This is a genomic window from Mycolicibacterium sp. Y3, assembly GCF_051188035.1.
Lineage (GTDB): Bacteria > Actinomycetota > Actinomycetes > Mycobacteriales > Mycobacteriaceae > Mycobacterium > Mycobacterium fluoranthenivorans.
In genome coordinates this window covers 187465-207240 of sequence record NZ_JAVQLT010000001.1, presented here as the reverse complement: position 1 = coordinate 207240, position 19776 = coordinate 187465, and the positions used below count along the sequence as shown (strand labels likewise).

19 protein-coding genes and 1 pseudogene are annotated in these 19776 nt (G+C 64.9%); 9 read left to right on the top strand and 11 right to left on the bottom strand.

Translation table 11 applies throughout. From position 1 onward, the window contains the following. Positions 1-475 precede the first annotated feature (475 nt). The gene (locus QN239_RS01000) at positions 476-1468 is read left to right on the top strand and encodes an Abi family protein (protein WP_499007724.1); all 993 of its coding nucleotides are present in this window, start codon (positions 476-478) and stop codon (positions 1466-1468) included. Between the two features lie 187 nt (positions 1469-1655). Here the strand turns inward: QN239_RS01000 and QN239_RS00995 are convergent, their stop codons facing one another. Next, entirely contained in the window at positions 1656-2771 is a 1116-nt protein-coding gene (locus tag QN239_RS00995) for an alpha/beta hydrolase family protein (protein WP_499007722.1), read from the bottom strand. Between QN239_RS00995 and QN239_RS00990 the strand changes: the two genes are divergently transcribed. Both QN239_RS00990 and QN239_RS00985 read left to right on the top strand, forming a co-directional pair. Further along, the gene (locus tag QN239_RS00990) at positions 2746-3294 is read left to right on the top strand and encodes a hypothetical protein (RefSeq protein ID WP_499007721.1); all 549 of its coding nucleotides are present in this window, start codon (positions 2746-2748) and stop codon (positions 3292-3294) included. The two genes, QN239_RS00995 and QN239_RS00990, sit on opposite strands and share 26 nt — an antisense overlap. A 357-nt stretch (positions 3295-3651) precedes the next feature. Beyond that, positions 3652-4002 carry a DUF732 domain-containing protein gene (locus QN239_RS00985; protein WP_499007719.1) on the top strand — a complete coding sequence of 117 codons (351 nt, stop codon included), beginning with the start codon at positions 3652-3654 and terminating at the stop codon, positions 4000-4002. A 62-nt stretch (positions 4003-4064) separates the two neighbouring features. On the opposite strand, the gene QN239_RS00980 is transcribed toward QN239_RS00985, so the two are convergent. Both QN239_RS00980 and QN239_RS00975 read right to left on the bottom strand, forming a co-directional pair. Continuing rightward, entirely contained in the window at positions 4065-4580 is a 516-nt protein-coding gene (locus QN239_RS00980; protein ID WP_499007717.1) for a lipoprotein LpqH, read from the bottom strand. 135 nt (positions 4581-4715) lie between these two features. After that, complete coding sequence (locus QN239_RS00975; RefSeq protein ID WP_499007715.1) at positions 4716-5165, bottom strand: lipoprotein LpqH; 450 nt, start codon at positions 5163-5165, stop codon at positions 4716-4718. Positions 5166-5248: 83 nt separating this feature from the next. Between QN239_RS00975 and tgt the strand changes: the two genes are divergently transcribed. Together tgt and QN239_RS00965 are read left to right on the top strand one after the other, a co-directional pair. Continuing rightward, entirely contained in the window at positions 5249-6466 is a 1218-nt protein-coding gene (gene tgt / locus QN239_RS00970; RefSeq protein ID WP_499016479.1) for a tRNA guanosine(34) transglycosylase Tgt, read from the top strand. 19 nt (positions 6467-6485) lie between these two features. Next, the gene (locus QN239_RS00965) at positions 6486-7784 is read left to right on the top strand and encodes a cytochrome P450 (protein WP_499007713.1); all 1299 of its coding nucleotides are present in this window, start codon (positions 6486-6488) and stop codon (positions 7782-7784) included. On the opposite strand, the gene QN239_RS00960 is transcribed toward QN239_RS00965, so the two are convergent. After that, on the bottom strand, positions 7781-8005 hold the full coding sequence (locus QN239_RS00960; protein ID WP_499007711.1) for a hypothetical protein: 225 nt from the start codon (positions 8003-8005) through the stop codon (positions 7781-7783). The two genes, QN239_RS00965 and QN239_RS00960, sit on opposite strands and share 4 nt — an antisense overlap. 197 nt (positions 8006-8202) lie before the next feature. On the opposite strand from QN239_RS00960, the gene QN239_RS00955 reads away from it, so the two are divergent. Continuing rightward, positions 8203-9408, top strand: a complete 1206-nt coding sequence (locus QN239_RS00955; RefSeq protein ID WP_499007709.1) for a saccharopine dehydrogenase family protein — start codon at positions 8203-8205, stop codon at positions 9406-9408. Here the strand turns inward: QN239_RS00955 and QN239_RS00950 are convergent. The 6 genes and pseudogenes from QN239_RS00950 to QN239_RS00925 form a co-directional block, all read right to left on the bottom strand. Continuing rightward, positions 9395-9688, bottom strand: coding sequence for a WhiB family transcriptional regulator (locus QN239_RS00950; RefSeq protein ID WP_499016476.1), 294 nt, complete (start codon positions 9686-9688; stop codon positions 9395-9397). The genes QN239_RS00955 and QN239_RS00950 overlap by 14 nt on opposite strands. Before the next feature lie 266 nt (positions 9689-9954). Continuing rightward, positions 9955-10710: an amino acid ABC transporter ATP-binding protein gene (locus QN239_RS00945; RefSeq protein WP_499016474.1), complete on the bottom strand. Its 756-nt coding sequence runs from the start codon at positions 10708-10710 to the stop codon at positions 9955-9957. Positions 10711-10718: 8 nt separating this feature from the next. After that, on the bottom strand, positions 10719-12116 hold the full coding sequence (locus tag QN239_RS00940; protein ID WP_499016473.1) for an ABC transporter permease subunit: 1398 nt from the start codon (positions 12114-12116) through the stop codon (positions 10719-10721). A 501-nt stretch (positions 12117-12617) separates the two neighbouring features. After that, a pseudogene (locus QN239_RS00935) lies at positions 12618-12875 on the bottom strand (transporter substrate-binding domain-containing protein); the annotation flags it as partial. A 101-nt stretch (positions 12876-12976) separates the two neighbouring features. Then, positions 12977-13834 carry a tRNA glutamyl-Q(34) synthetase GluQRS gene (gluQRS, locus tag QN239_RS00930; RefSeq protein WP_499007707.1) on the bottom strand — a complete coding sequence of 286 codons (858 nt, stop codon included), beginning with the start codon at positions 13832-13834 and terminating at the stop codon, positions 12977-12979. A 15-nt stretch (positions 13835-13849) separates the two neighbouring features. Beyond that, positions 13850-14494 carry an MBL fold metallo-hydrolase gene (locus QN239_RS00925; RefSeq protein ID WP_499007706.1) on the bottom strand — a complete coding sequence of 215 codons (645 nt, stop codon included), beginning with the start codon at positions 14492-14494 and terminating at the stop codon, positions 13850-13852. Between the two features lie 76 nt (positions 14495-14570). On the opposite strand from QN239_RS00925, the gene QN239_RS00920 reads away from it, so the two are divergent. Beyond that, on the top strand, positions 14571-15650 hold the full coding sequence (locus QN239_RS00920) for an ATP-dependent DNA ligase (RefSeq protein ID WP_499007704.1): 1080 nt from the start codon (positions 14571-14573) through the stop codon (positions 15648-15650). A 10-nt stretch (positions 15651-15660) separates the two neighbouring features. On the opposite strand, the gene QN239_RS00915 is transcribed toward QN239_RS00920, so the two are convergent. Further along, complete coding sequence (locus QN239_RS00915; protein WP_499007703.1) at positions 15661-16320, bottom strand: TetR/AcrR family transcriptional regulator; 660 nt, start codon at positions 16318-16320, stop codon at positions 15661-15663. A 134-nt stretch (positions 16321-16454) separates the two neighbouring features. On the opposite strand from QN239_RS00915, the gene QN239_RS00910 reads away from it, so the two are divergent. Together QN239_RS00910 and QN239_RS00905 are read left to right on the top strand one after the other, a co-directional pair. Next, entirely contained in the window at positions 16455-16877 is a 423-nt protein-coding gene (locus QN239_RS00910) for an MmpS family transport accessory protein (RefSeq protein ID WP_499016472.1), read from the top strand. Next, positions 16874-19771 (top strand): MMPL/RND family transporter, encoded by a 2898-nt coding sequence (locus QN239_RS00905; RefSeq protein WP_499007701.1) that lies wholly within the window; start codon positions 16874-16876, stop codon positions 19769-19771. Before QN239_RS00910 ends, QN239_RS00905 begins: the two co-directional genes overlap by 4 nt. The last annotated feature ends 5 nt before the right edge of the window (positions 19772-19776 follow it).

Genomic DNA, 19776 nt, shown 5'->3' with positions numbered 1-19776 from the left:
GTCTCAAGGGCGTCTACCCCAGACTCAGGTCAAAACTCCCAGAGCCCGCACAACCAGAGAGTTCTGACTGGGCCGGGGTCAGGTTTCCGGTGCACGTCTGATGGGAAGACCACCCTCCACTCCAAGGCCTAGTGGCGGTTGTCCTGAGCAACGGGCTTATACGCCGGGCGCTCGACACAATCCAAAAACATGTGATCTAAATCACATTGCAACCCTCCGGGTTGCGCTTCCAGTCGGGGCACAGGCGGCCCTGACTGCCTCGCTAGGCGACTAAATTACACGAGTAGGGTTTTGGCGTAGGTCCCGGCGCCTGGTCTCTCGAGAGTCTAAATAGGAGCCACTAATCGGACGTCCCTGCTGGTGAGAGACGTGGAGTCGTTGACTCGCGGCTGCGATTTGCCTACCTTTGGACACATAAACACCGGCCCCGCTGTTAGCTTCGGCTATCAAGGGTCGGTTTTCATATGTAGGGGCTATGGCGGCATACAACAAACCACACCTGGCTTACGAAGACCAGGTGCAGGTGATGATCGGTCGAGGTCTCGTTTGCGCCGATGAAGCGGCTGCTGTGAAGCTACTGAAGCAGATCGGCTACTACCGCGTCTCTGCCTACGTGTATCCGTTCAGGGAGATGCTACCGCCGGACCAGGCGCGCATCTCTAGTCCAGCGCACTACCGATCAGATGTAATAGAAGCTGGCACCACATTTGAGCACGTTGAGGCGCTCTGGCGCTTCGATCGGAAGCTCCGCCTCAAATTTCTGGATGCCCTTGAGACCGTCGAAATTGGTTTGAGATCGCGTCTGGGCTACGTCCTGTCTGAGCACGATGTCTTTGGTCATCTTGACGTTGGTTCGCTCGACGGCACGACATGCTCGGAGCTATGTCCTGATGGTCGCACCGACTTGTTCGCCGACTGGATGGATAGGTACGAAAAGCTCAAGCTCTCTGCCAAGAACGAGGACTACATGAAGCACCACCTCGTGAAGTACGGAGATCCCGTACCAGTCTGGATTGCTGTGGAGTTCCTTGACTTTGGAGCGCTGTGCCGACTCTATCGCCTTCTGGAGAAGTCAGATCAGAATGCGATTGCTGCGCATTTGGGCGTGAAAGGCGGCCCTCTTCTCAGAAGGTGGTTGCGAGACCTGAACTACTTGAGAAATCTATGCGCCCACCACAGCAGATTATGGAACCGCGTCCTTACTTATCAGTCCGGTAAATTCAATCCGAAACAGGTGGAGGCCGATTTACAGCACGCGGCAGACTCGCCAGTCCGTGACAAGCTGTACGTTCTGGCGGCCAGCCTGGCTTATCTGGTCCGGCACGTCGATCCAGGCTCGACATGGCATCTCGACTTCAGAAGCCACGTTCGTAAATTTCCAGATGTGCCCGGTAAGTCACCGGAAGCGGATATGGGTTTCCCGAGCGGATGGGACCAACTTCCACTTTGGAAGACAGTTACTCAGTAGATTGCGTGCCTACGCCGTGCCCACATTCTGCCCACAGTCACACTTATCTTAATTGATCTGCGATGACGTAAAGGCGCAGCTAGACCGGTCGGTTGCAGGTCAGATCAACAGCGAATTATGTTTCAAATCCCTCCGCCACCGCCATAAACGCCCTCTGACCAGAGTCTGGTCAGAGGGCGTTTCGCATCTACACCGCTACTATCGCAGCGACCGCCGCCGTCCCGATCACCCGGCCGTGCGCCGTGCCTTTGGGGGTGTCGATGTCGATGACGGTCCCGGGCACCGGGACGGGGCCCTCGTCGGCGCCTGCGAACCACGCGTTCATCCAGTCGGTCATCAAGTCCTGCACCGCGGGCGGATTCTGGGGCTGCGGGAACCCGGCGAGTAACTGGGCCGCGAACTGGATGATCGGGTTGCCGCCCTGCATCGAGTCCATGTGCACGCCGCCGGAGAGGACCACCCCGTTGAACTGACCGGGCCTTGCGGCCGACAAGGTCTGATTTTCGGTACTAATGAAGTTGAACAGATTCGGCGGGGCGCCGATCACGCGGATGGGGATGTACTGGCCGCCGTTGGCCTGGTAGGTGTCGAGTTTCGTGAGCGCATCGCGCAGGGTGTTGCCGGTGGGGACCCCGTCCAGCAGGATCACCCCGACCAGGTCCTTCGCCGCGCCGTTCGTGGCCAGGTCGCCGGCCGCTCCGGAGACCAGGCCGCCGCCTGCCGAATGGCCCGCCAGTGCGAACTTCTGCGGCAGCGCCGCCGTGGCGGGATCCAGGCCGTACCGGGTGGCATACCCGGCGGCGATCGCGCTCTGGGTGAGTGCCTCGCGGTTCCCGGTGAACAGGTCGGCGATCTGTGCCGCCATCCCGGCGCCGCCCAGCCAGTGATCGTCGCCGGCGAAGAAGTTCGAGGACAGCGTCGGGGTGACCACGACGCTGTTGGTCCGCTCGGCGAGGTTGGCCGCGGTATAGCTGTACATCGGAGCGAGCGCGAAGAACCCATGCTGCAGCAGGATCATCTTCTCGGGCGGTGCCCCGGTGTCCGGGTCCGGCTCTGGGTAGTACCAATTGGCCTGTACGCGTTGCCCATTCGTCAACAGGATCGTGGAGGTACGGACCGTAACCGTGCTTCCCGCGGGCAGTATCGGCGGGCCGGTGACGAGTTTCTCCAGCGCCTGGACCGCGTTGATGATGGCGGACCCGACGCTGTTGACCAGGCCGGTGACGGCCCGGGCGATCACCTTGACCGGGTTGACCGCAGAGGGCGCGGTCTTGGCGGTGACAGGCGCCTGGGCAAGTCGCAAAGAAGAAGAGGTGTTCGTTGTCAGTGTTTCCGTGGTCGGTGCGACGGCCCTGATCGCAGCGGCGGCAGTGGGCTCGGCAGGCTTGGTCGCGGCGGATGCTTGCCCGGTCCCGGTCGACTCGGCTTTGGGCTCGGTCTCGGATCGCGTGGCTGAATTATCGGTGGCGGACGTGCCAGAGCCGGCGGAGGTCGATCTCTTCTTCTTTTTCTTCTTCGGGGGATCGTTCGCCTCGGAGGTCGTGCCGGCGTTCGAGGTGGGCTCGGTCTTGTCGGTCGATCCGGAGGTGGTGGCGCCGGGGGTGTCAGTCGCGGAGGTGCCGGTGCCGGTACCCGATCCCTCGGCACTGCCGGACGAGGATGTAGCGGACCCCGACGGCGCAGGTGAACCGCTATCCGCCGTCGCCACGCCCGCGCCTGTCAGCAAGCCGGCCAACACGCCCGCGGTCAACAGGCCGGCACTGACCCACCTCGATAATTGCTGCACGCCCGACTCTCCTTCTCATAGCCGCCTGACCCGATCGTGACAGGTGTCAAGTGGGCGCGGGGCGGTTTCCCACATTTGCATCGACGGGTACGTCAATTATCGTACGTAACGTGGGGGTGTCGACGGCGTCGAGCAACGTTAACCCGCGGTTCTCCTTTGTAGTGATATTTGTCAAATGCCGCGCGCGCCAATCGGATTGGCGGCATCTCGTATGCGACAGTGGAGGCATTATGGCCAACAGCGTGAAGAAGCCTGGAGCGTGGCGGGACCCATTGTCGTTGTCCTTCGAGGTGCACCGGCGGGTGTTGCTGGCCCGTTTGCGCCGGCATCAGCGCCGCACGCGTCCCTGATCGGTATCCGGCCCCGGCCGTCATCCTTCGGGTTTATGGTTGAGGCCATGAGGTCATTACGGGGATTCATGGTCGCGGGCGCGCTCGCCGCGGGCCTGGCGGGAGTGGCCGCTCCGGTGGCCCACGCCGACGCGGTCGCGTACCTGGTGAACGTGACGGTGCGGCCCGGCTACAACTTCGCCGGTCCTGATGCGGCCATCGCCTACGGCCAGACCATCTGCGACCGGGTGGCGGGCCTGATGCCCTACGGCCAACTCGTCGAACAGGTGAAGTCGGACTTCAACAGCTCGGATTACTACCAGGGCGCCTACCTGATCAATCAGGCCGTCAATGAGTTGTGCCCGGCGCAGATCTGGCAGTTGCGCCAGTCCGCCGGCGGTTACACCGTTCCCGCCTGAACACAGACGACAACGGCGGCGTCCCCACTCGGGACGCCGCCGTCGTCATATGTGCTCCCAGGTCAGTTGGGGCAGGTGACCTCGATCGTGAAGGGCTTGTTCACCGGGGTCATGGGGTTGGCCATGTCGATACCGGTGGCGGTGCCGCTGATCTTGTAGGTCTTGCCGTCCTTCTCGGCCTTCGCCTCACCCTGGCCGGCGCCGGACTGGTAGCCCAGGGTGACGCCGTTGACGTTGCCCAGGCCCACCGAGGTGACGGTCGGGGAGTCGCCGTCGCTGAGTACCGCGGCGATACCGGTGGCGGCCTCGCCGATCGCGATGTTGACGTTGCCGCCCATGGTGGCGCACACGACCGAGCCGTTCACAGCCTGATCGGCACCGTCGATGGTGACCTTGGTGGTGCCCGAGCCCGCGGCTGCGGTGGGTGACCCCGTTGCGGTCGCGGTGGCGGACGCCGACGAGGTGGACTTCTCCGAGCTGGATGAGCTGCTCGACTTCTTGTCATCCGAGGAACAGCCGGACAGCCCGGCGATGACGATTGCCGCACCACCCAGGGCGACCACGAGTTCACGCTTCACCACTGATCTCCTTCTGTTGTGCGATCCGGTTCAAGATCGCCTGATGATCCCAGAGAAGTATGGTGCTCAGCCGACGCATAGACACCGTTATGCGCGAAATACTTGACTGAGGATCACCTGCAGGTAAACCGCAGTTCAGCAGGCCACCTTCACGGTGAACCGGCTCGTGGCGGCGAAGCTGGCGTTGTCGGTGCGAAACCCCTGGGCCGTTCCGGAGATGTCATAGGTCTGTCCGGTCATGCTGACGGTGGCACCCGGTTCGCCGAGTCCGGCGTTATAGCTGCCGGTGAATCCGCCCACGTTGCGGAAGCTGACCGACTCCGCCTTGAGCTCGTCCTCGTTGGACACCATCGCGCTGACACCGGAGGAGTTGTCGCCGGTGGTGATGGTGGTGAGGAAACCGGCCGGCGAACAGCTGACGGCATGGGTGGTGCCTGCATCGCGGCCGTCGATCGTGATCTCGGCGGTGCCGGGCGCCAGCGCGCCCGGGGGCGGTGCGGCGGTCTGTGGGCCCGACGAGCATGCGGCCGAGGTGGCCGCGGCGGCCGCCAGTGCTGCGATGCTGGCCAGCGATCTCAACCTCATGTGATGAATCTACGACCGAGAGCGCCCGATCACGGGGACTTCGCGGTTGATTGAATGTTCGCGTGAGCGAGCAGTATTTCGAGGTGCGGGCAGAGCTGGCCGGGCGAGCGGGCCGGGTCGGCGTCATCCATACCCCGCACGGCGATATCCAGACCCCGGCGTTCATCGCCGTCGGCACGGCGGCCACCGTGAAGGCCGTGCTGCCCGAAGCTATGAAAGAGGTTGGAGCGCAGGCGATTCTGGCGAACGCCTATCATCTGTATTTGCAGCCGGGGCCCGATATCGTGGACGAGGCGGGTGGTTTGGGCTCGTTCATGAACTGGTCGGGCCCCACTTTCACCGACAGCGGCGGATTTCAGGTGCTCTCGCTCGGTGTCGGGTTCAAGAAGGTGCTCGCCATGGATGCGACACGGGTGCAGGCCGACGACATCATCGCCGAGGGCAAGGAGCGGCTGGCCCATGTCGACGAGGACGGCGTCACTTTCCGGTCGCACAAGGACGGCTCGACGCACCGGTTCACCCCTGAGGTGTCGATCGGTATCCAGCATCAACTCGGGGCTGACATCATCTTCGCCTTCGACGAACTGACCACCCTGGTCAACACCCGCGGGTACCAGGAGCAGTCGGTGCGACGCACGCATGACTGGGCGGCGCGCTGCCTGGCCGAGCATCGCAAGCTCACCATGGAACGCGCGGACAAGCCGCGCCAAGCGCTGTTCGGGGTGGTGCAAGGCGCGCAGTACGAGGATCTGCGGCGGGAGGCGACGCGCGGTCTGGTCTCCCTCCTCGACGAGGACGGTCGCGGATTCGACGGCTACGGCATCGGTGGCGCACTGGAGAAGCAGAACCTGGCCACGATCGTCGGATGGGTCACCAGTGAACTGCCCGATGACAAGCCCCGGCACCTGCTCGGGATCAGCGAGCCCGACGACCTGTTCGCCGCGGTCGCTGCGGGCGCGGACACCTTCGACTGCGTCTCCCCGTCGCGGGTGGCCCGCAACGCGGCGGTGTACTCGATGCACGGGCGGTACAACATCACCGGCGCGCGCTACCGCAGAGATTTCACCCCGATCGACGACGAGTGCGATTGCTACACCTGCGCGCACTACACCCGCGCCTACATCCACCACTTGTTCAAGGCCAAGGAGATGCTGGCCTCGACGCTGTGCACCATCCACAACGAGCGCTTCACCATCCGGCTGGTCGACCAGATCCGTGCCGCGATCACCGCCGGTGAGTTCGATGAGCTGCGCGAACACGTCCTCGGGCGGTACTACGGAACGGCCCGGCAGCCTTCTTAGACGCACGTACAATAAGGGCATGACGACAGGCGCAGCGACGGGAAATCAGACAGCAGCGCAGGCGCTGCTGGTCGAGATGCTCGACCCGGCGGTTCGCGCCGACCCGTATCCCGTGTTCGCGCGGATTCGCGAGCTGGGGCCCATGGTGCTGCCCGAGACCGGCATGGCCGTGTTCTCGGGGTTCGCGGATTGCGACGAGGTGCTGAGGCATCCGTCGTCGTGCAGCGACGGCATGAAATCGTCGGTGGTGCAGCGCCAGATCGCCGAAGGGATCACCCCGCAACGCACGGCCACACCGGGCTTCCTGTTCCTCGACCCGCCTGACCACACCCGGCTGCGCACCTTGGCGCAGCAGGCGTTCTCGCCCAAGGCGGTCCGGGCGTTGGAACCCGAGATCCGCGCGCTGGTCGGCGAACTGCTCGACGCGGTGGCCGCCCGTGGGACGGGGGAACGGACGCCCGGCGGCCCATTTGATGTGGTGTCAGACCTGGCCTATCCGCTGCCGGTCGCGGTGATCTGCCGGCTGCTCGGCGTACCCCTGACCGACGAGCCGCAGTTCAGCCGTGCCGCGGCGCTGTTGGCGCAGGGGCTCGACCCGATCATGACGCTGACCGGTCAGGCCTCCGCGAACGCCGACGAACGGCTGCGGGCCGACGAGTGGATGCGGGACTACCTCGGGCATCTTGTCGCGAAGCGCCGCGCCGAGCCGCGGGAGGACATGATCTCGGCGTTGATCGCGGCCGAGGAGGACGGGGACCAGCTCACCGTCGACGAGATCGTCGCGACCTGCGACCTGTTGCTGATCGCCGGCCACGAGACGACGGTCAATCTCATCGCCAATGCCGTGCTGGCGATGATGCGCGACCCGGCGCAGTGGGCAGCGCTGGCGGGCGACCCGGAGCGGGCGAACGTGGTCATCGAGGAGACGTTGCGCTACGACCCGCCGGTCCAATTGGTGATGCGGATCGCCGGCGCGGACATGCAGATCGGCGGGGTCGGCGGCGGGCAAGAGCGGAGCGACCGGGGGATTATTACAGTCCCCGAGGGCGACAGCATCCTGCTGTTGATCGCTGCCGCGAACCGCGACCCGGATGCCTTCGATCGACCGAATATCTTCGATCCTGACCGGGAAGGGTTGCGGCACTTGTCTTTCAGTAAGGGGCCACACTTCTGCCTCGGCGCACCGCTGGCTCGGCTGGAGGCACGTATCGCGCTGACCGAACTGGCGCGGCGATTCCCGCACGCGCGGCTGGCGGCCGAGCCCGTGTACAAGCCGAATGTCACGCTGCGGGGCCTGGCGTCACTTCGGCTCGGCTAGGGGTGGTGGACCATGCCGACCCAGCCGTTGAACTGGTGGGCCGGCGGGGCCTTGACTGTGGGCGTGGCGATGACCCGGATGTGACCGGTCGTCTGGCAGACGGTGGCACCCGCGCCGATGGGGTGGCACGGCGGTCCTGACGGCGCGGCCGTGGCGGTTGCGGCGCCGGCGAGCGCGGCGGTGGTCAGTCCGGCGGCGAGAAAGTACAGAACGTTGCGCATGAGGTGGTGTCCTTTCGGGGTGGCTGAACTCAGCCTCGCGATTTCTGCCACCGGACACAGCGGTGGTGGCCCCACACTTCGGTGGGGGTAAACCTCAGCCCGCACGGCTGCGGTTTTAGTTGTTCAATCAGTAATCAATGATGTTTTTCGTCGTAACTACCGCGAAATGACGATGAATCCGCACTAGCATGGCCCACATGCGGATTCTCCTGGTGGGCGCCGGCGGTGTCGGTTCGGCGTTCTGTTCGATCGCGGCGCGGCGGGACTTCTTCGATCGGATCGTCGTGTGCGACTACGACGAAGTTCAGGCCCGGCGGGTCGCGAACGAGATCGGCGACGACAGGTTCATCGGAACCCGCGTCGATGCGAGCTCCTCGGAGGCGATCGCGCATCTGGTCCGCGAGCACGGCATCACGCACGTGATGAACGCCGTCGACCCGCGGTTCGTCATGCCTATCTTCAACGGCGCCATCGCCGGTGGGGCTGACTATCTCGATATGGCGATGAGCCTGTCGCGGCGCCATCCGGAAAAACCTTACGAGTTGCCGGGGGTGAAACTCGGCGACGAGCAGTTCGCCGTCGAGGCCGACTGGCAGGCGGCGGGCCGGCTGGCATTGGTCGGCATCGGTGTGGAGCCGGGCCTGTCGGACGTGTTCGCCCGGTACGCGGCCGACCATCTGTTCTCCGAGATCGACGAGCTCGGCACGCGCGACGGTTCCAATCTCACCGTGCAGGGGTATGAGTTCGCGCCGTCGTTCTCGATCTGGACCACCATCGAGGAGTGCCTCAACCCGCCGGTCATCTGGGAGGCCGACCGCGGCTGGTTCACCACCGAACCCTTCAGCGAGCCAGAGGTTTTCGACTTTCCCGACGGTATCGGTCCGGTCGAGTGCGTCAATGTCGAGCATGAAGAGGTACTGCTCATGCCGCGCTGGGTCAAGTGCCGGCGGGCGACCTTCAAGTACGGACTCGGCGCCGAATTCATCGACGTGCTCAAGACGCTGCACAAGCTGGGACTCGACCGCACGGAGAAGGTGTCGGTCGGCGGTCAGATGGTCAGCCCCCGCGATGTCGTTACGGCATGTCTGCCCAACCCCGCCACCCTCGGCCCGCGGATGACGGGCAAGACGTGCGCCGGGCTGTGGGTCACCGGCACCGGCACGGACGGCGAGCCGCGCTCGACCTACCTGTATCACGTGGTGGACAACGAGTGGTCGATGGCCGAGTACGGACATCAGTGCGTGGTATGGCAGACGGCGATCAATCCCGTTGTCGCTCTGGAACTCCTGGCCGACGGCACGTGGTCGGGGTCCGGGGTGCTGGGGCCTGAGGCGTTCGACCCGGTGCCCTTCCTGGAGCTACTGACCGCCTACGGGTCGCCGTGGGGGATCAAGGAGCTCTGACGGTCTCCAGGTACCGTCGCCGGTCGTCCTCGGACAGGCCGCCCCAGGTGCCGAAGGCCTCCTGAAACGAGATCGAATACGCGCCGCACTCACGTGCGACGGGGCAGCCGGCGCAGACCTCGCGGGCCAGCTGCTGGCGGCGTTTACGCGCCCGGCCCCGTTCGCCGTCGGGATGGAAGAACAGGCTGGCGTCGCCGTTCCGGCATTTCGCGCGCAGCTGCCATTCCCGGTCGTGGAGCCGTGGGACGGCCTGCGATCCGGCCTCGGTGACGGCACCCATCGTCACCAGGCGCTGCCGCCGGTGAGGGCGACCGTGAGTCGCGGCGTGGTGCGTGAAAAGGACATCGGAGACTCCTGGATCGGTGCGTGCTGACGGTGCGGAGACGTGATCGCCATCACCATTGCGCCACCGACGGTAACCCCACTCCGGCGCACATGTCCAGACAAACATACAAAGATGTATGTCAGTTCCGGCGCTCGCCGAGACCGATGAGCTCGTCACCGAGCCGAGGGACCTGCCGCGTTGCACCTACCCCGCCGCGGCGTTCACAACGGGTTGAGGATGCGGTTGAGGAACTGCTTGGTCCGTTCCTCCTGAGGGTCACCGATCACCGCGGCAGGGGGCCCCTGCTCCAGGATGATGCCCTGGTCGGTGAACAGCACCTGGTCGGAAACCTGCTTGGCGAACTGGATCTCGTGCGTGACGATGACCAGCGTCCAGCCTTCGACCGCGAGATCCTTGATCACGCTGAGGACCTCGCCCACCAACTCCGGGTCCAGCGCCGACGTCGGCTCGTCGAACAACACCACCTTCGGCTTCAGCGCCAGTGCCCGGGCGATGCCCACCCGCTGCTGCTGCCCACCGGACAACTCGAACGGGTACTGATCCCGTTTGGCGGCCAGACCCACCTGCTCGAGCAGTGCGAGCGCGTCGGCCTCGGCTTCGGCCTTCGGCCGTTTCTGCACGATCACCGGCCCCTCGGTGATGTTCTCCAGGACGGTCTTGTGCGGAAACAGGTTGTGCCCCTGGAAGACGAATCCGCTCTGCGCCCGGTACGCGCGCAGCTTGTCCTTGGCGACCGGCTTGGCGAAGTCGATCTCCTGGTCACCGACCCGAATCACCCCCGCATCGGGAACATCGAGTGCGGCCAGAGCCCGTAACAGCGTGGTCTTGCCGGACCCGGACGGGCCGATGATGGTCGTCGCCGTGCCACGGGCCACCGAGAAGGAGACGCCTTTGAGGACCTTGTTCTCACCGAACGCTTTCTCGACGCCCTCGGCCTGCACGCGATAGTCGGTCACGTCTTCGGTCATCGCGCCACATACCTTTCCAAACGGCGTTCCAGCCGATTCTGGCCGGCGGACAGCACCAGGCAGATCACGTAGTAGTACACGGCGGCGGCGACATAGGTCGAGAAGAAGTCGAACGTCGGCGCACCGATCTCCTGTGCCTTGCGGAACAACTCGGTGACCAGGATGGCCGAGGCCAACGAGGTGTCCTTGACCAGCGAGATCAGTGTGTTGGACAGCGGCGGCACCGCCACCCGGGTGGCCTGCGGCAGGATGATCCGGCGTAGTGCGCCGGTGTAGGTCAGGCCGATGGTCTCCGCGGCCTCCCACTGACCCTTGGGAATGCTCTGGATCGCGGAACGGATGATCTCGGCGGCGTAGCCACCGACGTTGAGCGAGAACGCGATCACCGCGGCGGTGAAGGCGGGCAGGGTGACGCCGAACTTCGGCAGGCCGTAGAACACGATCACCAACTGCACCAGCAGCGGGGTGCCACGGATGATCGAGATGTAGAACCGGGCGATATTGCTCAGCACCACGTTCGACGACAACCGGGCCAGTGCCACCGCCAGCGCGATGACCAGGCCCACCGCGAAACTGATGACGGTCAGCGGAATGGTGGCGGTGAGCGCGGCCTTGGCCATCGGCCACAGGTTGTCCAGGACGAGCTGAAATCCGGAGCGGGCCTGCGGCGGCGCCCCCTGCTGGCCACCCGGAGCCGGCGCAGCGCCGCTGCCGGTTGCGTCGGCCTTGAGGTAGCGCTGCGAGATCTCGGCCAGCGTGCCGTCGGCGCGCAGTTCGTCGAGCGCGCCGTTGAGTTCGGGCAGCAGACCGCTGCCCTTGCGCGCCGCGAGACCCTGTTGGCTCTTCTCGCCGGTCTGGGCGGCGATCTTGACCGACTTGTCGCCGGTCTCGGCGAGGTAGGCGTAGACGGCGATGCTGTCGTTGACGGTGGCATCGATACGGCCCTGGTTGAGCAGGGTGATGGCCTGCGCGAAGCCTTCCACCGATTCCACGTTGGCGCCGGCGGCGCGGGCCACCTGGGCCCAGTTGCTGGTGCTGGACTGGGCGGTGGTCTTCCCCTTCAAGTCGGAAAGCGACGTGATCGAGTCGTCGTCGGCCCTGGTGACGATCACCCCCTCGCCGACCGCATAGGGCTGCGACAGATCGTATTTGACCTGTCGTTCCGGGGTGATGGTCACCTGGTTGGCCACCACGTCGAACCGTTTCGCCTCGAGCGCAGCGAAGATGGAATCCCATGGGGTTTCCACGAATTCGACCGGTACGCCCAGCTTCTGACCGATGGCCCGGGCGACGTCGACGTCATAGCCGGTGAGTTGGCCGGTTGCCGGATCGTGATAGCTGAACGGCGAGTACGTCCCTTCGGTCCCGACCCGTAATACGCCGGCGGCGCGGATCGGGGTGTCCGGCGGGGCGCCGGTGGCATCGGTCTTGAGGTAGCGCTGCGAGATCTTGGCCAGTGTGCCGTCGGCGCGCAGCTCGGTGAGCGCCTTGTTCAGCTCCGGCAGGTAGCCGCTGTCCTTGCGCGCGGCGAAGCCCTGCTCGCTCTTCTCGCCGACGGTGCCGGCGATCTTCACCGTCTTGTCGCCGGTCTCGGCGAGGTAGGCGTAGACGGCGATGCTGTCGTTGATCACCACGTCCACCCGGCCCTGGTTGAGCAGGGTGATGGCCTGGGCGAAGCCCTCGACACTCTCGACCTTGGCCCCGGCGTTGCGGGCCACCTCCGACCAGTTGCTGGTCGCGTTCTCGGCGGCGGTCTTGCCCTTGATATCGGCCAGTGAGGTGATCGAGTCATCCCCGGCCCGCGTGACGATGACGCCTTCGCCCACCGAATACGGCTGCGAAAGATCGTATTTGGCTTGGCGCTCCGGGTTGATGGTGACCTCGTTGGCCACCACGTCGAACCGGTCGGCCGCCAGCCCGGCGAAGATCGAATCCCACGGGGTCTCGACGAATTCGACCTTCACGCCCAGCTTGTCGCCGACGGCCTTGGCGACGTCGACGTCGTAACCGGTCAGTTCGCCGGTCTTGGGGTCGTGGTAGCTGAACGGGGAGTAGGTGCCCTCGGTGCCGATGCGCAGCACACCGGCCGACTTGATCGGGGTGTCACCGGTGCTCTTGGATCCGCAACCGGCGGCCAGCACACTGGCCAACATGACGAGGACCAGCAGCGCCGCACGCACCCGGCCGGGTCGTCGAAGGGGGAGGCTCACCGGCGCAACCTAGCAACGTGCTGGGAATATCCCAAGGGTTCTGCTCAACTCGGCTGATATATCCAGGGCCGGGTGGGTAGCGCAGCGGGGTCGAACTGGTCCAGCATGCCGTCCGGTGTGGTGGCCGTGTACCCCAGCGATACCGCGATCTCATGCAATACGCGCCCCACGCCGATGTCGGCGAGCGTGACCGCACCGTCGCGTTTGGCCAGCCGTTTGCCTTCGGCGTTGAGCACCAGTGGCACGTGCGCGTACATCGGTGCCGCAAAGCCGAGCAGCGCGGCCAGATACGCCTGCCGCGGCGACGAGGACAGCAGGTCGTCACCGCGCACCACCTGATCGACGCCCTGGGCGGCATCGTCGACCACCACGGCGAGGTTGTAGGCGGGCACCCCGTCTCCGCGGCGCAGCACGAAATCGTCTACCACTCCGGTGTATTCGCCATAAAGCAGGTCGGTGACGGTGTAGGAGGAGGTGTCGCTGCGCAGCCGCAGTGCGGGTGACCGGTCCGGATGTGTGCGGCGAGGCGCGTCCCGGCAGGTGCCCGGATATGCTCCTTCGGGTGCATGCGGGGCGCGCGGCGCCTGAAGGATATCCTTTCTGCTGCAATAACATTCGTACACCAGGCCACGCGCGGTCAGATCGGCGATGACGGCGTCGTAGCGGTCCTGGTGGGTTGTCTGATACTCCGGCGGCGCATCCCACGTCACGCCGATGGCCGCCAGGTCGGCAACCTGGCGGGCCGCCACATCGCTGAAGGTGCGGTCATCGAGATCCTCGATCCGCAGCAGGAAGCGCCGGCCGGTCGACCGGGCGAACAGCCAGGCCAGGATCGCCGTGCGGAGATTGCCGATGTGCAGGTCGGCGGACGGGCTGGGCGCAAACCGGCCGGCTCCTGTCATGAGCGCCAAACTAGATCACGCCACCCGTGCCAGCCGCTCCTGGGCCTGCTCGACGCATTCGGCCCAACGTCGCGCACCGGGCGCGTGCACCCCGGAACGGCCGGGGTATGCGCTGGTGATCACCAGGTCCGGGTGTAGACCGGCGAGCACCCGCAGGCTGCGTGACAGTGACTGTGCCTCGCTGAGCGCTGGGATATAGCCCGGTATCCAGCTGCCGTCGGCGTCCTGCACGATGGTGTCCCCGGTGAACAGATAACTCTGGCCGTAGGCGCCGGGCACCAGGTAGCAGGTACTGCCGGGCGAGTGTCCGGGCGTCGGGATCACCTCGATACCGTTGCGGTCGACATGCCGGCTGCCGACGGGGACATCGACATGAGCGTGCATGCCGATATCGAGCAGTTCGGCCGCCGGCGCGTGCAGCTGGGCCGCGTACCGCTCGCTGATCGAGCGCAGCATCGGGCCGGCCTCGCGGCGATGCGACAGGTACTGGTGTGCCACGCCGCCGAGGGCGTCGAACTCGCCGAAATCGTCGTCGGTATCGGTGCTGTAGAACAGCAGGTTGCCGGTGTCGCCCCCGGTACACAGGTAGGCGTGGGTGGAGATTCCGGGCATCGGGCGTTCGGTGCTGGTTTCCCACAGGTCGGCGCGGATCTGTCGCATGGGTGCCTCCTCACTGGAATGAGTACAGCTTTCAACATCAACCTCTGTTGAGGTCAAGTGATTTACTGTTCGGCGTATGACCTTGCCAGTGGTGCCGCCGATCAAGCCGATGCTGGCCAAAGCGGTCACCGCGATCCCGCCGGATGCGATCTACGAACCTAAGTGGGACGGTTTCCGATCGATCTGCTTCCGCGACGGCGACGACGTCGTATTCGGCAGCCGCAATGAGCGGCCGCTGACCCGGTACTTCCCGGAGCTCGTCGAGGCGGCCAGACGTGAACTACCGGACAATTGCGTGCTCGACGGAGAGATCGTCGTCGCCACGAAGGCTGGGCTCGATTTCGAAGCGCTACAACAACGTATCCATCCGGCGGACAGCCGGGTCCAGCTCCTGGCCGCCAAGACCAGGGCCTCGTTCATCGCGTTCGATCTGCTGGCGGTCGGTGCGGAGAACCTCATGGGGCACCCGTTCGGGGAACGTCGTGCGCGTCTGGAGAAACTGATGCGTCAGGCCGGCCCGCGCTTCCACCTCACCCCGGCGACCACCGATATGGCTACGGCGCAGCGGTGGTTCACGGAGTTCGAGGGCGCCGGGCTGGACGGGATCATCGCCAAACCGGCGTCGATCGGCTACCTCCCGGACAAGCGGGTGATGTTCAAGATCAAGCATCAGCGCACGGCCGATTGCGTGGTGGCCGGCTATCGTCTGCACAAATCCGGCACCGATGCCGTCGGCTCACTGCTGCTGGGTCTCTACAAGGCGGATGGGAGCCTGGCATCGGTCGGGGTGATCGGAGCCTTCCCGATGGCCACCAGGCGCCGGCTCCTGACCGAACTGCAGCCGCTGGTCACCACGTTCGATGGACATCCGTGGAATTGGGCGGCTCAGGTGGCGGCGGACCCGGAGCTCGCGCGCCGGCACGGGGGTGGCTCCAGGTGGAACGCGGGGGGCGGGGCCAAGGATCTGTCGTTCGTCCCGCTTCGGCCCGAGCGGGTGGTGGAGGTGCGCTACGACTATATGGAAGGCGAAAGATTCAGGCACACAGCTCAATTCAATCGATGGCGGCCGGATCGCGATCCCGGGTCCTGTACCTTCGCTCAGTTGGAGCAACCCACGGCAATCGACCTGCGGAGCATCATCTCCGGTTTGGACTAGCCGGATTGGACTAGCAGTTTCCCGCCGGATGCCAACCGCGCATGGCGGCGTCCATCTGCTCTTCCCCGAGAGCGTCGACGGCCAACTCCGGCCGACCCTCCCGGTGGCGCATCCCGTCCAGCAGCAGCGCCACGTAGCGGCGCCACAGCTGAGGCTCGACATGCCCTGCCCATTCACTGACGGTGCCCGCGAGCAGGCTGATGATCGGCATGTCGGTGGACTCGATATCGGGCCGCAGGTGTCCGTCCTTGCGGGCGCGCTCCACCAGCTTGGAGATCGGCGGGTCGAGTCGCAGCTTCGCGCACTCGACCCGGTAGCCGCCGTAGGCCTTGCTGTAGACCATCTCACGCAGGCCTCGGTCGGTGGCGGTCAGTTCACACAGATGCTCGACGAACCACACGAAGCCTTCCCATGAATTTTCATGGCGGAAGGCATCTTCGGCGAAACTGACGATCTGGTCGATGCTGTCCTCGAAGATCGCGTCGAGGAGATCCTCTTTGGTCGCGAATCTGCGGTAGACGGTGCCCACGCCCACGTGGGCGTAGTGGGCCACGTCGTTGAGGGTGGCTTCGAGTCCGCGCTCGGCGAACAGTTCGCGCGCCGCCTCAAGGACGCGCTGCCGATTACGCTCCGCGTCCTTGCGCAGCACCCGGCATGGTTTGTCAATCACGCGACCCACATTAGTGACGTGCCTTACGTATGCCAATAAGTGGATTGACTCTATCCACTTAGACACTTAGATTGCCTTCCTAGGTCATCCGTCGTCGCCTGACCTGCGGCTGTCATTCGTGGAAAGGCTTGACCTTGATTGCGGTACTCAAGCGCATCTGGCTGCCCGCTCTCATGGTGGTGGCCCTGGCGGTCGGCGTGCTGAGCGTTACCCACCTGCGATCGGTCTTCGGTTCTGATGGAGCGGTGGTGACTCCGGTGGGGTCGGATACCGCCGAGAAGTTCAACCCGAAGGTCGTCGTGTACGAGGTCTTCGGCACGGGAACCACGGCGACCATCAACTACACGGATCTCAAGGGGCTACCGCAGCGCGCCGAAGCGCCGCTGCCCTGGTCCATCCGGCTGGAGACGACCATCCCGTCCGTCCAGCCCAATCTCCTCGCCCAGGGCGACGGCAGTTCGATCGGCTGCCGCGTCACCGTCGACGGCGAGGTCAAAGACGAGAGGACGGCACAAGGCGTGAATGCCGCGACGTTCTGCCTGGTGAAGGCAGCATGACGACCTTTACCGACGACACCCCGACCGAGGCTCTCCCGCCTGCGCGGCACGCCGCCCGGCCCTGGTTGCCCCGGTTCATCCGGGCCTTCGCCATCCCGATCGTGCTGGGCTGGCTCGTCATCGTCGGGCTGCTGAACACCGTGGTGCCCCAGCTCGAAGAAGTCGGCAAGATGCGCGCGGTGTCGATGAGCCCCAACGACGCACCCGCGCTGATCGCCACCAAGCACGTCGGCAAGGTGTTCGACGAGTACGACACCAGCAGCTCGGTGATGATCGTCCTGGAAGGTCAGGACAAGTTGGGCGCCGACGCGCACACGTTCTACGACGAGATGGTTCGCAAACTCCGCGCGGACACCAAACACGTTCAGCACGTGCAGGATTTCTGGGGCGACACCCTGACCGCGGCCGGTGCGCAGAGCATCGATGGCAAAGCCGCCTACGTGCAGGTGTACATCGCGGGTGACCAGGGCGAGGCGCTGGCCAACGAATCCGTCGGCGCCGTCCGTGACATCGTCAACAACACCCCGGCACCCAACGGTGTCAAGGCTTACGTGACCGGGCCGGCCGCCACCACCACGGACCAGAACGCCGTCGGTGACGCCAGCATGGAGACGATCGAGATGCTGACGTTCGCCGTGATCACGGTCATGCTGTTGATCGTCTACCGCTCCATCGTCACGGTGCTCATCACGCTGTTCATGGTCGTGGTCGGGCTGTCCTCGGCGCGCGGAATCATCGCATTCCTGGGCTACCACAACGTGTTCGGACTCACCACCTTCGCCACCAACATGGTGGTGACGCTGGCGATCGCCGCGGCCACCGACTACGCCATCTTCCTGATAGGCCGATATCAGGAGGCGCGACGCGCCGGTGAGGACAAGGAATCGGCCTACTACACCATGTTTCACGGCACCGCCCATGTGGTGCTGGCGTCCGGCATGACCATCGCGGGCGCCATGCTGTGCCTGCATTTCACCCGGTTGCCGTACTTCCAGACCATGGGCATTCCGCTGTCCATCGGTATGGCGATCGTGGTCGCCGCCGCACTCACCATGGGTCCCGCGCTCATCTCGCTCGTCACCCGATTCGGGAAGGTGTTGGACCCCAAGCGGATGGACCGCGCTCGCGGCTGGCGCCGCATCGGTGCGGGCATCGTCCGGTGGCCCGGCGCGGTGCTGGTGATGGCCGTGGTGCTTGCCCTCGTCGGCCTCCTGACACTGCCCGGCTACCACACCACCTACAACGACCGGATCTTCCTGCCTGCCGATATCCCGGCGAATGTCGGTATGGCCGCGGCCACTCGGCACTTCTCCGAAGCGAAGATGAACCCGGAACTGGTGATGGTGGAGGCGGATCACGATCTGCGCAACCCTGCTGACTTCCTCATCATCGACAAGATCGCCAAGGCGATGGTGCGCGTACACGGTATCGCCCAGGTACAGACCATCACCCGACCGGACGGCAAGCCGATCGAGCATGCCTCCCTGGCGTACTCGATGAGCCAAAGCGGCACAAGCACTCTGATGAACAACGATTACCAGCAGACCGTGCTGGACAATACGTTGAAGCAGGCCAACGAGATGCAGACGAGCATCGACTCGCAGGAGCAGCTCTACCGCATCACGCTGCAGCTGGCCGAGGTGACCCGCAGGATGGCCGACAAGATGGGTACCACCTCGACCGATATCAACGATGTGCGTGACCATCTCGCCGACTTCGACGACTTCTTCCGTCCGATCCGCAACTACCTCTACTGGGAGCCGCACTGCTACGACATCCCGATGTGCTGGTCGGTCCGGTCGATCTTCGACGCGCTGGACGGCATCAACAAGATGTCGGACGACTTCCAGGACATCGTGCCCGATCTGAACCGGATGGCTGAGCTGACACCGCAGATGGCCGCCGTGATGCCCGCGATGATCCAGACGATGAAGAACCAGAAGCAGTACCTGCTCAACCAGTACCAGGCGCAGAAGGCCCAGCAGGATCAGAACATCGCCAACCAGAACAACCAGACGGCGATGGGACAGGCGTTCGACGCGTCGCGCAACGACGACAACTTCTATCTGCCGCCGGAGGCGTTCGGTACGGCCGACTTCCAGCGCGGTATCAAGCTGTTCATGTCACCCGACGGACATGCCGTGCGGTTCACCGTCTTTCATCAGGGTGATCCGCTGAGCGAGGAAGGCACCTCGCATATCGAACCGCTCAAGATCGCGGCCGCCGACGCCATCAAGGGCACCCCGCTGGAGGGCTCGACGGTCTACGTCGGAGGCACCGCTGCCATGTACAAGGACATGCAGACCGGCGCGGACTACGACCTGCTCATCGCGGCGGTCGCCTCCCTGATCCTGATCTTCCTGATCATGGTGGTGCTGACCCGCGCGGTCGCGGCCGCGGCCGTCATCGTCGGCACCGTGGTCCTGAGTCTCGGAGCATCGTTCGGACTCTCGGTGCTCATCTGGCAGCACCTGGTCGGTATCCCGTTGCACTGGATGGTGCTTCCGATGTCGGTCATCGTGCTGCTCGCCGTCGGGGCCGACTACAACCTGCTGTTGGTGTCCCGGATGAAGGAGGAGATCCACGCGGGTCTGCGCACCGGGATCATTCGGTCCATGGCCGGCACCGGATCGGTGGTCACCGCTGCGGGACTGGTGTTCGCCTTCACGATGATCTCGATGGCCGTCAGCGATCTGATCGTGATCGGACAGGTCGGCACCACCATCGGTCTGGGCTTGCTGTTCGACACCCTGGTGGTCCGCTCGTTGATGACCCCGTCGCTGGCCGCGTTGCTCGGCCGCTGGTTCTGGTGGCCGCTGCGGGTGCGCCCGCGCCCGGTGCCGGCGCCCTGGCCGACACCGCGGGAGACCTCACAGGATGCGGTCGTAGGGTAGCCGGC

What these genes read in the sequence shown, in the direction of transcription:
- QN239_RS00920 (WP_499007704.1), top strand. Translation starts at nt 14,571, where the DNA reads ATGACCTTGCCAGTGGTGCCGCCGATCAAGCCGATGCTGGCCAAAGCG.
- QN239_RS00955 (WP_499007709.1), top strand. Translation starts at nt 8,203, where the DNA reads ATGCGGATTCTCCTGGTGGGCGCCGGCGGTGTCGGTTCGGCGTTCTGT.
- QN239_RS00950 (WP_499016476.1), bottom strand. Translation starts at nt 9,688, where the DNA reads ATGGGTGCCGTCACCGAGGCCGGATCGCAGGCCGTCCCACGGCTCCAC.
- QN239_RS00925 (WP_499007706.1), bottom strand. Translation starts at nt 14,494, where the DNA reads ATGCGACAGATCCGCGCCGACCTGTGGGAAACCAGCACCGAACGCCCG.
- QN239_RS00960 (WP_499007711.1), bottom strand. Translation starts at nt 8,005, where the DNA reads ATGCGCAACGTTCTGTACTTTCTCGCCGCCGGACTGACCACCGCCGCG.
- QN239_RS00985 (WP_499007719.1), top strand. Translation starts at nt 3,652, where the DNA reads ATGAGGTCATTACGGGGATTCATGGTCGCGGGCGCGCTCGCCGCGGGC.
- QN239_RS00965 (WP_499007713.1), top strand. Translation starts at nt 6,486, where the DNA reads ATGACGACAGGCGCAGCGACGGGAAATCAGACAGCAGCGCAGGCGCTG.
- QN239_RS00975 (WP_499007715.1), bottom strand. Translation starts at nt 5,165, where the DNA reads ATGAGGTTGAGATCGCTGGCCAGCATCGCAGCACTGGCGGCCGCCGCG.
- QN239_RS00905 (WP_499007701.1), top strand. Translation starts at nt 16,874, where the DNA reads ATGACGACCTTTACCGACGACACCCCGACCGAGGCTCTCCCGCCTGCG.
- QN239_RS01000 (WP_499007724.1), top strand. Translation starts at nt 476, where the DNA reads ATGGCGGCATACAACAAACCACACCTGGCTTACGAAGACCAGGTGCAG.
- gluQRS (WP_499007707.1), bottom strand. Translation starts at nt 13,834, where the DNA reads ATGACAGGAGCCGGCCGGTTTGCGCCCAGCCCGTCCGCCGACCTGCAC.